The organism is Synechococcus sp. JA-3-3Ab, from assembly GCF_000013205.1.
Lineage (GTDB): Bacteria > Cyanobacteriota > Cyanobacteriia > Thermostichales > Thermostichaceae > Thermostichus.
In genome coordinates, this window is the sequence record NC_007775.1 from 1094786 (window position 1) to 1107500 (window position 12715).

Annotated in this window: 9 protein-coding genes and 2 rRNA genes (1 of these 11 only partly in view); 6 read left to right on the plus strand and 5 right to left on the minus strand. The window is 59.2% G+C overall.

What is annotated here, in order from left to right:
- Positions 1-3: 3 nt before the first annotated feature.
- Entirely contained in the window at positions 4-702 is a 699-nt protein-coding gene (locus CYA_RS05035; protein ID WP_228375457.1) for a 4'-phosphopantetheinyl transferase family protein, read from the minus strand.
- Positions 703-751: 49 nt separating this feature from the next.
- Between CYA_RS05035 and CYA_RS05040 the strand changes: the two genes are divergently transcribed.
- Together CYA_RS05040 and htpG are read left to right on the plus strand one after the other, a co-directional pair.
- On the plus strand, positions 752-2197 hold the full coding sequence (locus tag CYA_RS05040; protein WP_049749735.1) for an LCP family protein: 1446 nt from the start codon (positions 752-754) through the stop codon (positions 2195-2197).
- A 104-nt stretch (positions 2198-2301) separates the two neighbouring features.
- A complete protein-coding gene (gene htpG, locus CYA_RS05045; protein ID WP_011429956.1) occupies positions 2302-4161 on the plus strand; it encodes a molecular chaperone HtpG in 1860 nt (619 codons plus the stop codon).
- Here the strand turns inward: htpG and ribH are convergent.
- Positions 4155-4745: a 6,7-dimethyl-8-ribityllumazine synthase gene (ribH, locus tag CYA_RS05050; RefSeq protein ID WP_011429957.1), complete on the minus strand. Its 591-nt coding sequence runs from the start codon at positions 4743-4745 to the stop codon at positions 4155-4157. The two genes, htpG and ribH, sit on opposite strands and share 7 nt — an antisense overlap.
- 283 nt (positions 4746-5028) lie before the next feature.
- Between ribH and CYA_RS14030 the strand changes: the two genes are divergently transcribed.
- Complete coding sequence (locus CYA_RS14030) at positions 5029-6057, plus strand: LysR family transcriptional regulator (protein WP_011429958.1); 1029 nt, start codon at positions 5029-5031, stop codon at positions 6055-6057.
- Here CYA_RS14030 and CYA_RS14670 read toward each other — a convergent pair.
- Positions 5939-8332, minus strand: a complete 2394-nt coding sequence (locus tag CYA_RS14670; protein ID WP_049749736.1) for an ArnT family glycosyltransferase — start codon at positions 8330-8332, stop codon at positions 5939-5941. The genes CYA_RS14030 and CYA_RS14670 overlap by 119 nt on opposite strands.
- A gap of 86 nt (positions 8333-8418) precedes the next feature.
- Here CYA_RS14670 and CYA_RS05060 point away from each other — a divergent pair, with 86 nt between their 5' ends.
- From CYA_RS05060 to CYA_RS05070, 3 genes are all read left to right on the plus strand, one after another.
- Positions 8419-9960, plus strand: a complete 1542-nt coding sequence (locus tag CYA_RS05060; protein WP_011429960.1) for a cryptochrome/photolyase family protein — start codon at positions 8419-8421, stop codon at positions 9958-9960.
- A 68-nt stretch (positions 9961-10028) separates the two neighbouring features.
- Positions 10029-10631 carry a transcriptional regulator NrdR gene (gene nrdR / locus CYA_RS05065; protein WP_011429961.1) on the plus strand — a complete coding sequence of 201 codons (603 nt, stop codon included), beginning with the start codon at positions 10029-10031 and terminating at the stop codon, positions 10629-10631.
- A gap of 224 nt (positions 10632-10855) precedes the next feature.
- A complete protein-coding gene (locus CYA_RS05070) occupies positions 10856-11692 on the plus strand; it encodes a hypothetical protein (protein WP_228375458.1) in 837 nt (278 codons plus the stop codon).
- Between the two features lie 109 nt (positions 11693-11801).
- Here CYA_RS05070 and rrf read toward each other — a convergent pair.
- Together rrf and CYA_RS05080 are read right to left on the minus strand one after the other, a co-directional pair.
- Positions 11802-11919: ribosomal RNA gene (rrf, locus tag CYA_RS05075) — 5S ribosomal RNA — on the minus strand.
- A gap of 58 nt (positions 11920-11977) precedes the next feature.
- Positions 11978-12715 (minus strand): 23S ribosomal RNA (locus CYA_RS05080); it runs 2071 nt beyond the window's last position.

Sequence of the window (12715 nt, forward strand, 5' to 3'; positions counted from 1 at the left end):
AGCTCAAGTGGGGGTCAGGGGAGCGGCACTTTCATAGAGCCGCACAGTCGGAGCTGCCTCGCCGGCTTCCCGCTGTTCCATCGCCACAGCGGCAACATAGCCCTCGGCAACCGGCAGAGGCAGGGTCAGCCAACAGGGATCCCCGGCCCCGATCCTGGCTCCAGCCAGCCCCACGCCCATGGCTTTCAGGAGAGCTTCTTTCTGCGTCCACAGCTCCAAGAAAACCCTCTCCCGCTCTGCTGGTGGACAGATCCATAGGCGGGCCTGGTCGGCGGCGGAAAAATAGCGCTGGGCAATGCGCTGCCAGCGGGGCACGGGCCGGATCCGCTCTAGGTCCACGCCAATTCGACGCTGCAACGTCAAGCCAACCAGGATCCACTCGTGGGAGTGGCTGAGGTTGAACTGCAGCGGTAGGGGTGGATCCGGCCAATAGGGCTTGCCGGCAGTGGTGTAGCCGAGGGGGATCGCGTGGGGAGGGAGGCCGCTGTAGCGGCCAAGCAGGGTTCGCAATAGCAAACGACCACCCAGAAAGCGACGCCGAGCCTCCAGCCGCTGTAAACGCTCCGCGCGCTGCCGTTCCTTCTGAGAAAGAAGATCAAGCTGAGAGAGCAACTCCGCCAGCGGCGGCAAGACTTGGAGCCACAAGTGCACCTCCGACTTCGCCAGCAACAGTTGCAGGGATCCCGCCGGGGAAGCTGCCATCTCGCCGAAGTTGGGTATGGACAGTCCTAGAGAATAAGGATGCGGTAACATGACCTTGAATTGGTGGGGTTGGCAACACCACCTAGACAGTACACCCCTTCCTGCAGGCGCTCGCGAGGCCCGGTTTGACCTGATGTCCTCTTTCCACTATCCACCCCGCCCAGACCGTGTCCGCGCCGCTCGTCAGCAGGCCATTCGCCAGGGGATCCTTTGGCTGTTGTTGGGATTCACGGCTGTGTTGGCGGGCTCCGCCGGCGCCTTCTTGGCTGTGATGTTGCCCCGTCCGGTGATCCCCACTTCCCTCACTCCCGGCGAACAAGAAGCCTTCCGTCCGGATGCTTTGCGGGCGGCAGCTCTGGATCGCTCGTTGCATATCCTCATTCTCGGCACCGACAACCCGGATCCCGCCCTGCCCTTGTCCAGAGAACGGGAGCGTCTCAACACCCGCACCGACACCATTCTCTTGGCCCGCTTCGATCCCCAAGCGCGGCGGATTACCGTCCTATCCATCCCCCGCGATACCCGCGTGCGCTTGCCCAGCTTTGGTGTCACCAAGATCAATGCAGCCAACCTGGTGGGTGGACCAGCTCTAACGGCCCAGGTGGTCAGCACCTTGCTGGGCGGGATCCCGATTGACCGCTACGTTCGCCTCAATACCGATGCCCTGGAAGAGCTGATCGATGCGGTGGGCGGTGTGGAAGTCTACGTGCCGGAGCCGATGCACTACGTAGATCACACGCAGCGGCTATTCATCAACCTGGAGCCCGGCTGGCAACGCCTCAACGGCGAACAAGCCCACCACTTTGCCCGCTTTCGCCGCGATCACCTGGGGTTGGGGGATATTGGTCGGGTGCAACGGCAACAGGAACTGCTGCGGGCCCTGAGTCGAGAACTGCTCTCCCCCGCCGTTTGGCCTCGGATCCCGAAGGTTTTGCAGGTCGTCCGCACCCACCTGGATACCAACCTCACCTGGGAAGAGGTTCTGAGCTTGGCCAAGTTTGTCCTCACCTCTGGGGGCGATCGCATCGACCTGGTGCTGTTGCCGGGCCGCTTCAGTCAGCCAGGAGAATTTTCCACCAGCTATTGGCTGCCGGATCCAGCCGCGATCCGACGGGTGGCTGTCTCCCACTTTGGCCTAGAGGCAGAGGTAGCCCGCATTCCGCCGCAACGCCTGCGCATAGCCGTGCAAAATGCTACCGGCAAGCCGGGAATGGCCCGCCGCATGGTGCAAGAACTGGTTAGACAGGGTTATACCCAGGTTTTTGCCGTCGAAGACAGCCCCCAGGTGTTGCCGCAAACAGAGATCCTCGCCCAAAGCGGGGATCGCGAGGGAGCCAAGCAGGTGCGGGCCGCCCTTGGGCTAGGAGAGCTGCGGGTGGAATCCACCGGCGTGCTCAACTCCGACATCACCATTCGCATCGGCCAAGATTGGGCCCAGCAGCTTACCCTCGATATTGACCAGGCGCAGAGTCCGGCCAGAGGGGCTCAGCTCTAGGGCCGGTTCGGTGGCGAGTGCGGATTTCTGGAAACAGTTCGGCTTGTCGGGGCCTCTGTTGCCTCTGTAGATTGGCACTAGCTTGTTTGCGTGCTGAGCCATCTATGACTGTGCTGGAACAGGGATCCATCACCATCCACACCGAGAACATCTTCCCCATCATCAAGCAGTCTCTCTATTCGGATCGGGAGATCTTTTTGCGAGAGCTGATCTCCAACGCCGCCGATGCCATTGCCAAGCTGAAGATGGCCAAACTGGCTGGCGAAGTGGCGGATCCCCCGGAGCCAGAAATCACGATTGCGCTCAACAAAGAGGCCAAGACCCTCTCGGTCAGCGACACTGGCATCGGCATGACTGCCGAAGAGGTGAAAAAATACATCAACCAAGTGGCCTTTTCCAGCGCTGAGGAGTTCCTTCAAAAGTACAAAGGCAAAGACGCAGAACAGGCGATCATCGGCCACTTTGGCCTGGGGTTCTATTCCTCTTTTATAGTGGCGCAGCGGGTGGAGATCGACACCCTTTCCTATCAGCCGGGCAGCACCCCTGTGAAATGGTCTTGCGACGGCAGCCCAACTTTTACCCTTTCCGATTCCCAGCGCTCCGCCATCGGCACCACGGTTACCCTTTACCTCAGCCCGGATAGCGAGGAGTACCTGGAGCCGGGCCGCATCCGCGAATTGGTGCGCAAATACTGCGACTTCATTCCCGTCCCCATTAAACTCAACGGAGAAGTCATTAACCGGCAAAAGCCCCTCTGGAAGATTCCTCCCTCTGAGCTCAAGGATGAGGATTACCTAGAGTTTTACCGCTACCTCTATCCCTTCCAAGAGGATCCCCACTTCTGGGTACACATCAACACAGATTACCCCTTCATCGTGCAAGGGATCCTCTACTTCCCCAAGCTGCGGCCTGACATCGATCCCACTAAGGGTCAGGTCAAGCTGTATTGCAACCAAGTTTTTGTCCAGGATAACTGCGAAGAAGTCATTCCCAAATTCCTCCTGCCTCTGCGCGGCGCCATCGACAGCCCAGACATTCCCCTCAACGTCTCCCGCAGTTTTTTACAAAATGACCGTACCGTCAGGCGCATTGGGGATCACGTGGCCAAAAAGGTGGCGGATCGCCTCAACGAGCTCTACAAAGAAGACTACGAAAAATATGTCAAGGTCTGGCCGGATATCAGCCTCTTCATGAAATTTGGGGCGATGAACAACGACAAGTTCTTCGCCCAGATTAAAGACATTCTCATCTTCCGATTGGCCGGATCCCCTGCCGATAAACCTGAGTACGTGACCCTCAAAGAGTACCTGGAGCGCACGCGGGAGAAACAGAATAAGCGGGTTTACTACGCCACCGACGAGGCAGCCCAGAGCGCCTATATCGACCTGCACCGCTCCCAAGGACTAGAAGTCATTATGCTGGATAGCTGGATCGACAGCCACTTCAGCAGCTTCCTGGAGCGGGAGTATCGGGAAGAAGGGATCCAATTTAAGCGGGTGGATTCCGAGCTGGACGAGACGCTGATCCAAAAAGACAAAGCTGCCGAGCTCGTCGACCCGGTAACACAAAAAACCCGCAGCGAAAAGCTGGTGGATCTCTTTCGTCAGGCTTTGGGCAAAGAGAAGCTGCAGATCAAAGCCGAGGCCCTCAAGTCGGAGTCGGTTCCGGCTATGATCCTGCTGCCGGAGGCGCTGCGGCGCCTGCAGGAGCTTAATGCCATCCTGCAACAGAAGCCAATGGAGTTTTTGGAAGAGCACACGCTGGTGCTCAACACCGCCCACCCCTTGATCCAAAACCTGCAGGCTCTGGCCGAGGAGGGGCGGGATCCGGAGCTGGTCAACCTCATCTGCAACCACATCTACGATCTGGCGCTGATTACCCAGAAAAGCTTTGACCCGGCAGCCGCACGGGCCTTTGTGCAGCGTTCCAACGAGGTGCTCACCCGTTTAACCCGCCGTCAGTAGGCGGCACCCTCCAGAGTTACCCCCGGCTGCAGGGCTTCCGCTCCACCGGGCAGAGAGGGGCGGGAGGCCGCCCCATTGCTGGCAGCCCTGTCGCTCCCTTGCAAGAGGGGAGCTACTTGGCGCATCAGGGTGGCCATCTCCAGAGCGCTCATGGCGTATTCCCAGCCTTTGTTGTTCTTGATCCCAGCCCGCTCCAGCGCCTGCTGTAGGGTATCGGCGGTGAGGATCCCGAAGATGACCGGCACGCCGGTGCGAAAACTGGCTGCCGCGATCCCCTTGGCCACCTCTGCTGCCACATAGTCGAAATGGGGGGTTTGGCCCCGAATGACCGCCCCCAGGCAGATGATGGCATCGTAACGGCGGGACTGCGCCAGTTGGCAGGCCAACATAGGCACCTCAAAGCTGCCGGGCACCCAGTAATAGTCCACCTGCTGGCTCTCCGAGCTGACATCGATGCCATGCCGCTTCAGGGCATCTTGGCACCCCTCCAACAATTTGCCGGCAATCAAATCGTTAAACCGACTGATAACAATGGCCAGACGCAGATCCCCCGTCTGAACAAAATTGCCTTCGTAAACTGCCATCTGCGCTGCTCCGGGAAAAAACCAGGCGCTGCTCCACACCGCACAACCGTGTCTTCCTATCCTAATTTACCCTTCTCCTCCAGATCTGCCCAAAAAGGGGTGGTAGCACCTGGCCTTCGACATTCTCACAGTAGCTAAACGGCTCGCCAGTCCCTCTCCGTCCTCCAGAAGAAGAGCCCGCGGAGACCCGCTCGAGCCGGCGAGCTCTCAGGGAAATCTCGCCAAGGGTCATAGATTGAGTTTTATGATTTAAGAGTAAACCTTTAGTGATTCTTGATTCTCCATGAAGGCCATTACGCTGCACCAGTTGCAAATCTTCGAGGTTGCTGCCCGTCATCTCAGCTTCACCCGTGCCGCTGAGGAGCTTTACCTGACCCAGCCCACGATTTCCATGCAGATCAAGCAATTGAGCAAATCGGTGGGGCTGCCGCTGTTTGAGCAGGTGGGCAAGCGGCTCTATCTCACAGAGGCGGGGCAAGCTTTGTACCAAACTTGTCAAAAAATCTTTGAGCAGTTGAACGAATTTGAGATGACCCTCGCCGACCTGAAGGGGTTAAAACAAGGGCGACTGAGCATTGGTGTGGTCACTACGGCCAAATACTTTATTCCCCGCCTGCTGGGCACGTTTTGTCAGCGGTATCCCGGCATCGATGTATCCCTCAAGGTGCTGAACCGGCAGCAGGTTTTGGAGCGACTCAGCCACAACATGGACGATCTCTATGTGATGGGGATGCCCCCGGAAGATTTGGACGTGGTGGCGCAACCTTTTCTAGAAAATCCCTTGGTGGTGATGGCTCCTATTCACCATCCTTTGGCGGGCCAGAAGCGGATCCCCCTGGCCCGTATTGCTCAAGAGCCCTTCTTGGCCCGCGAGCCCGGCTCCGGCACCCGCATGGCGGTGGAGCGGCTCTTCGACAAACATAACCTCAAGCTCAACATCCGCATGGAGATAGGCAGTGGCGAAGCCATTCGCCAGGGCATTATCGGCGGGCTGGGCATTTCGGTTTTGTCTCAGCATGTGTTGGCTCTGGGAGATTGGCAAAACCATTTGACCATTTTGGATGTGGAAGAGTTTCCCATCCGTGGATTTTGGCATTTGGTCTATTTGCGCTCCAAGCGCCTCTCGGTGGTAGCCAAAGCTTTTGCCGATTTCCTGCTTTCTCAAGTTTCTCAAATAGATCTGGATCTTCCTCCTAAAGAGCCGCGCAGAGCCAACTCAAGTCCCAATCCCGATTGGCTTTCTGGCAAAGGGGATAAATTGCAGCCGCCAGCTCTTGCTGCAACCCCTGGAGGCTCCGAAAATCATGGGTAAAAAAGACCCGTAAAAATGCCAAATAGGCCCGTGCCCAATTGTCTTCGGGATCCAGCTCGACAATCCGCTGAAAATGCCGCTGGGCTGCTTGCGGCCGCAGCAGGGCCACCTCCAGCAACGCCAGCTCGTAGTGGCTTTGGATCTGCCGTTCCCGCCAGCTCTGGGCGGCTGCCCATTGCTCTTCTCCCTCCAGCAGTTGCCGGATCAAAACCCGATCCGGATCGGTGAGGAAAGTTGGATATTGCAACGTCGTCCAGGCGTTGAGGTAGAGGGAGAGCGCCTCCAGATCCCCAATCGCAGCCGCCCTAGCTGCCTGTTGTAGGAGAAAGAGGGGATCTCCAGGGGAGATAAGGGATCCCCCTTTCCCGCTGCGGGATCCCTCCCAGGGCTGACTGAACGACCGACGCCTTCCCTGGGGAGGTTGCCACTCCAGGTGGAGGATTCCTTCTTTGGTTGCCAGCTCTGGCCAGGCCAAGATCTCCTCCACCTGCCAACTGCCGGCGGCGTAGGGCAACAGGCGGTTCTGTCCCACCACCCAGGCCCGCTTGGCCAAGACCTGCCCCTGGGGATCTTCCAGTCGCGCCCAGACGAGGGTTTGCGCCAAGTCCTGGGCTGGCCCCTGCCAGCGCAAGTGCCAGGCTGGGATCCCTTCCTCTGGCAAGACCTGGAGCTCTAGCAGCTCCACCGCCTCTGCCGCAGCGGGCAACTCTTGCAGCACAACCCTGGGCTTGCTGGGGAAGTAGGTGGACAGCCGGCCCACCGCCGGCAGATCAAAATGCTCTTGCTGCCAGTCAGGACTTTTGTCTAGGAGTTGCCGAATTTGCTCCTTAGCTGGACCGTAGGGGCCGACAATTCCTTGCTCCCCTGGCGCATCCACAAACCCATCCAGAAGCGCCAGCTCCACCTCTGGCCAGGGGGTTTGGCCGGCGCCGCGGAAGGTGATGGGCCAGCGCTGTAGGGCCGCCAAGTAGCTGAGAGTTTCCGACGAGATCAGCTCGGTGTTGGGAAGAACGCCTAGGGTGGCGGTCAAACCTGGCTGCACCCGGGATCCAATCCACCGCGTCAGCTCCTGTTGAGGGTGCTGCCCCTGCCAGCGCATCTGGATCCCTTTCCAGAGCGGAGCCACGCCGGGAGCGAGGGGCTGCCCCAGGTTCAAGAGGGCCAGAGCTCCCAGGGCTAGGCTCATGCCCACTCCCCGGCGCAGCGCCCTTTCCCCCCAGCGCTCGCCCAAGTAGCGCCAAAGCTTGGCCAGCCCTCCTGCCGAGAGGATGGCCAGCAGGGGCAACAGCGGCAAAGTAAAGCGCACATCCTTAATGGCTACCAGGGTGTAGAGAAGGTAGCCCCCTCCGTAGAGACCCCAGAGGAGAGCCTCCCGCCGGCTTGGGGATCCCCACAAGCTCAGCAGTGGCAAGGGGCATAGCCAAGGGCCCATCTGCAGGGGCAACCAGCGCAAGTAGGCCGTCCACCAGCACAGGGATCCCGCCGCACAGGTGACGTAGTAGTGGGCGGTGTCGGCATAGGCCCACCCATTGCTGAGCACAAACAGCCAGTTAGCTCCATACCAGGGCCAGCACAAGAGCAGCGTCACCCCCATTCCCAGGGCCAGGTGGGCCAGCCGCAGCGGCCAAGGGATCCTCACCCCCAGCGGAACAGCCAGCAGCGGCGGCAGCAAAAACAGCACCCCCGTCCACTTGGTCAGCAGCACCGCCGCCAGCCCCGCCCCCACCCCCACCGCCCCCCGCCAGGACGGCTCCTCCGCGTAGGCCCACAGCGCCCAAAAAGCCAGCGTCACCGCCACCAGCAGCGGCAGCTCCAGCATGTAGACATGAGCCAAAGCCGTGATCCCCGGATAGAGAAGCACCAACACTGCCGCCAGCCAGCCCACTTCCCAAGAGCGATAGGCCCGCCACCCCAGCCGCTGGGTGGCCAGGGTCAGGATCCCCAGCAACACCAAATTGAGCAACTGCCCATCGGCCCGGCCAAACGGATGCAGCGCTGCCAACGGGATCCCCAACCAATAGGCCAGAGGCGGGTAGCGCTGGTTCAAGTGCAAAAACTGCTGCCACCACAGCCCTTCCCAGCGAAACCGGCTCAGGTGATCCCCAAACGCCTGCGCCTGCAACAGGTGCTGCGCCTCATCCCAGGCCGGCGGCAGGGGATCGCTCCAGTTCCAAACCAGCAGCAGCAGCAGCGCCACCATCCCCAGCCCGGCCCAGACCTGGAGAAAGGGGATCCCTTGCCCCTTTTGGACCTTCCTTCTGGCTATCTCGCCCATAGCCGGCTGGATCCCCTCCCTTTAGCGTTCTGCCCCAGAGCTAAACTCAACCTGGATCCAGCTATCTAAGCTATCCAGAATTCCCCATGACCGTCTCGACCACGGGTTCAGAAGGAGTTTGGATCCTTTCGGATCAACTGCATCCGCAGCAATCTGCCCTGGCCTCCCTCTCAGCCCTCCCCCCCCACCGCGTTCCCGTTCTCCTTGTCGAGTCCCACGCCTGGGCCAGCTCCCGCAACCATCACCAGCAAAAGCTGGTCCTGGTCTGGTCGGCCATGCGCCACTTTGCCCAAGAATTGCAACAGCGCGGCCACCCCGTCACCTATGCGGAAGCCGAAGACTATGCCGAACCCCTGCAAGCCTGGGCTAGGCAACATCGATTGCAACAGATCCGCCTCATGCAGCCCACCGATATTCCCGTCCGGGATGAGGTGGAAAAGCTGAGGTCTGCCCTCCCCTGCCCCCTCCTGGTCTTGGAAAATAACCACTTTCTCTGGACAGCCCGCCAATTTATCGACTGGGCCTCAGGCCGCAAGCGCCTCCTCCTAGAGGACTTCTATCGCCAAGGGCGCAAACGCTTCCGCATCCTCATGGACGGCTCCCAGCCCCTCGGCGGGCGCTGGAACTACGACCGGGAAAACCGGCAGCCTCCCCAACCTGGCCGGCGCTACCCGCCGCCTCTGACGTTTCCCCCCGACGCCATCACGCAGGCGGTGATGGAGAAAGTGCGGCGCCATTACGGCCACCACTTTGGATCCCTGGAAGGCTTTGGCTGGGCCGTCACCCGTGCCCAAGCCCTGCAGGTGCTTGAGGACTTCATCCAGCACCGCCTGCCCCACTTCGGCCCCTGGCAGGACGCTATGCAAGTCGAAGAAGACTTCCTCTACCACTCCCTCCTTTCCCCTTACCTCAACCTAGGGCTCCTCACCCCCCAAGAAGTCATCACCGCTGCCGAGCAGGCCTACCATCGCGGCGGGATCCCTCTCCCCTCTGCCGAAGGCTTCATCCGCCAGATCCTGGGCTGGCGGGAATACATGCGCGGCTTCTACGAATACCAAATGCCCCAGGGCTATGCCCAGACCAACTTTTTTGGCCACTACCGCCCCCTGCCCGACTTTTTTTGGACAGGCGAAACGGACATGGCCTGCCTGCGGCACACCCTGAGGCAAATTCGCCGCCATGGCTATGCCCACCACATCCAGCGCCTAATGGTGCTCAGCAATTTCGCGCTCATCAGCGGTATCCAACCTCAAGCCGTAGAAGCGTGGTTTCACGACGTGTTCATCGACAGCTACGACTGGGTGATGCAGCCCAACGTCATCGGCATGGGCCTCTTTGCCGACGGGGGCATGCTTTCCACCAAACCCTACGCCGCTTCCGCCCAGTACATCCGCAAAATGAGTGACTACTGCCGCCATTGCCGCTACAATCCCAGCGAAAAGGTGGGCGAACGGGCCTGTCCCTTCAATACCTTCTACTGGGATTTCCTGTTGCGCCACCGGCCCCTTTTGCTTCCCTTGGGAAGAATGAAAGGGGTACTGGCCCACCTGGATCGCCTCCAGCCAGAGCAGAGGGCCCAAATCCAAGCGCAAGCCGCTGCTTGGTGGGAGTCCACCCCCAATGCCTAGCTGTCTGGTATTCACTAGAATTGGAGCACCCTCTCTTCACGTGTTACTTGGTTCAAGGAGCCCACGTCATGAAATGTCCCCGCTGCGGCAAGCAAGAAATTCGTGTTTTAGAGTCCCGTTCGGCAGAAGGTGGCCAAAGCGTGCGGCGGCGGCGGGAGTGCATGTCCTGTGGCTATCGCTTCACCACCTATGAGCGCATCGAATTCATGCCCATCATGGTCATTAAACGGGATGGATCCCGAGAGAGTTTTAACCGCAACAAGATCTTGCAGGGGGTGATGCGCGCTTGCCAAAAAACCCAGGTTAGCGTCAAGCAGATGGAGGAGTTGGTCAACGAAATCGAAGAAAAACTGCAACTGGAAGACGTTCAAGAGGTAACTACCCTACGCATTGGCGAGATGGTACTGGAGCGCCTACAGCGCCTGAGCGAAGTTGCCTATGTGCGCTTTGCCTCCGTGTACCGCAAGTTCCAGGGTATAAAAGACTTTGTTACCGAACTGGAACAGTTGGAACGGTTGGAAACCCACCTACGACGAGATCTGGAGCGGCCGTTGCGGAACTCTCCCCCTTCAGAGTCGGAATCCACAGCTTCTCCAGACTGGGTGGGGGGTATTCCCCAACTCCTCGATCAAAACGACACCTCGAGCAATCTCTCGGAGATCCCGAAATAACGCTTGCGGGCGAGAAAAACTGCTAGAAAGGGGCTCCCATCCAAAAAGCTTAGCGGTATGCTTGGGTTAGCAATTGCCGCTTACACTAAGCATAGCGCTAGGCATCCTCGGCCGGTCGGTGTTCAGCGCTACCCCTGGGTGATCCTTGCGGCCTTGTCTGTTCGGGATCCCCGCCTGCCCACCTTCCTCAGCTTTTCATCCTTTCTGACGGATTGATTCAACTTATGCAGTACGACTTTCGGGGTTCTAGCCCCTCTGAAGCTCGCAACGGCAACCCCAATGGCTTGCCCGGCAACAGCAGCTTTCGCGCCCCTGCCTCACTAGAGACCGGGCCGGGGACAGTGCCAATCCAGGTATATCAACAAGTGGCTGAAGAGCTGGAATCTGCCCGTCAGCAGGTGAGCCGCCTCTCCTCCGAAAACCAGCGCCTGCGCGCTCTGCATCAACAATTGTCTGGAGAAATTACTGCCATCGCGCAAGAATTTCAGGGGCAATTGGGCCAGGCCTTGAAGCGCCTACAGCAAATCAGCCTACGGCTTGCTGACACAAGCCAAGCCGCTGCTCTTGAAAGAGAGGCTGCTGCAGCCCCTTTTCGAGGGGATGGCCTGACCTCAGAACATGACCAAGCCTCTCCCTCCTATGATTTTTTGAATCGCCTCAAGCGACGCCAAGCTCGCAGCGAGGTTTCACCCTTCCCTGGCAACGTCTATCCAACTCCCTCTTACTCTGACTTTGCCACCCCCCCCCTTGAGCCCCGATCTCAGCCCTCCACTCTACCCCCCCGTCCCCGTCAAGACACTCCTGCTGAGCCTCCTTACCCCCGTGCCGGCTATCAGATTCCCTCCTTGGAAGAGTTGATGCAGAATATGGGTGGCGAGGTTCATGCCACCAGTGTCTACCAACGGGTGCGCGATCAACATCACGGATCCCAAGGATCCGTTTTGCTTTGGATGGCCGCTGCAGTTCTTTTGGTAGTCGCCTCTTTTGGATTGGGCTTCGTAGCTGTACAACCCTTTTTGCGCAACAACCCATCACCCCCTCCTGTGAAAGCACCCCAATAGTCCCGGAGAAGGAATTCCGTACACCCTCTACACCCATAGAGACTGCAGAGTTACCCCTTGAGATACGCAACAACCCCCCTTGTATTGGGGGGTTGGTGTGGAGAGATGAGCCTGGCACCGAGCTAGGTTACCGGAGGGTCACCCCTCAAGTAGGTTCGCCGCTGATGCGTTTCACGTCCGAGTTCGGGATGGGGTCGGCGTGGTTCCACATCGCCATAGGCACCAGGCAAAGGGAAAAACACCTTGAAAGCTGCACAGCAAGAGAAGGCAGAACACCCCTGCAGTTGGGTCAAGCAGACGGTCTATTAGGACTCCTCGGCTGCATGCATTGCTGCACTTCCACCTAGAGCCTATTACCGGGTCGTCTTCCCGGGACCTTAACAGAGGACTCATCTTGAGGTGGGCTTCCCACTTAGATGCTTTCAGCGGTTATCCACTCCGCACATGGCTACCCAGCGTCTACCGTTGGCACGATAACTGGTACACCAGCGGTGCGTCCCTCCCGGTCCTCTCGTACTAGGGAGAGCTCCTCTCAATCCTCTCGCGCCTGCACCGGATATGGACCGAACTGTCTCACGACGTTCTGAACCCAGCTCACGTACCGCTTTAATGGGCGAACAGCCCAACCCTTGGGACGTACTTCCGCCCCAGGTTGCGATGAGCCGACATCGAGGTGCCAAACCTCCCCGTCGATGTGAACTCTTGGGGGAGATCAGCCTGTTATCCCTAGAGTAACTTTTATCCGTTGAGCGACGGCCCTTCCACTCAGCGCCGTCGGATCACTAAGGCCGACTTTCGTCCCTGCTCGACTTGTAGGTCTTGCAGTCAAGCTCCCTTATGCCTTTGCACTCTACGACTGATTTCCAACCAGTCTGAGGGAACCTTTGCGCGCCTCCGTTACCTTTTAGGAGGCGACCGCCCCAGTCAAACTGCCCACCTGAAACTGTCTTTTCCCCCGCTTCCGGGCGGAAAGTTAGAATTCTAGCCCTGCCAGAGTGGTATCTCACCGGCGACTCCATACCC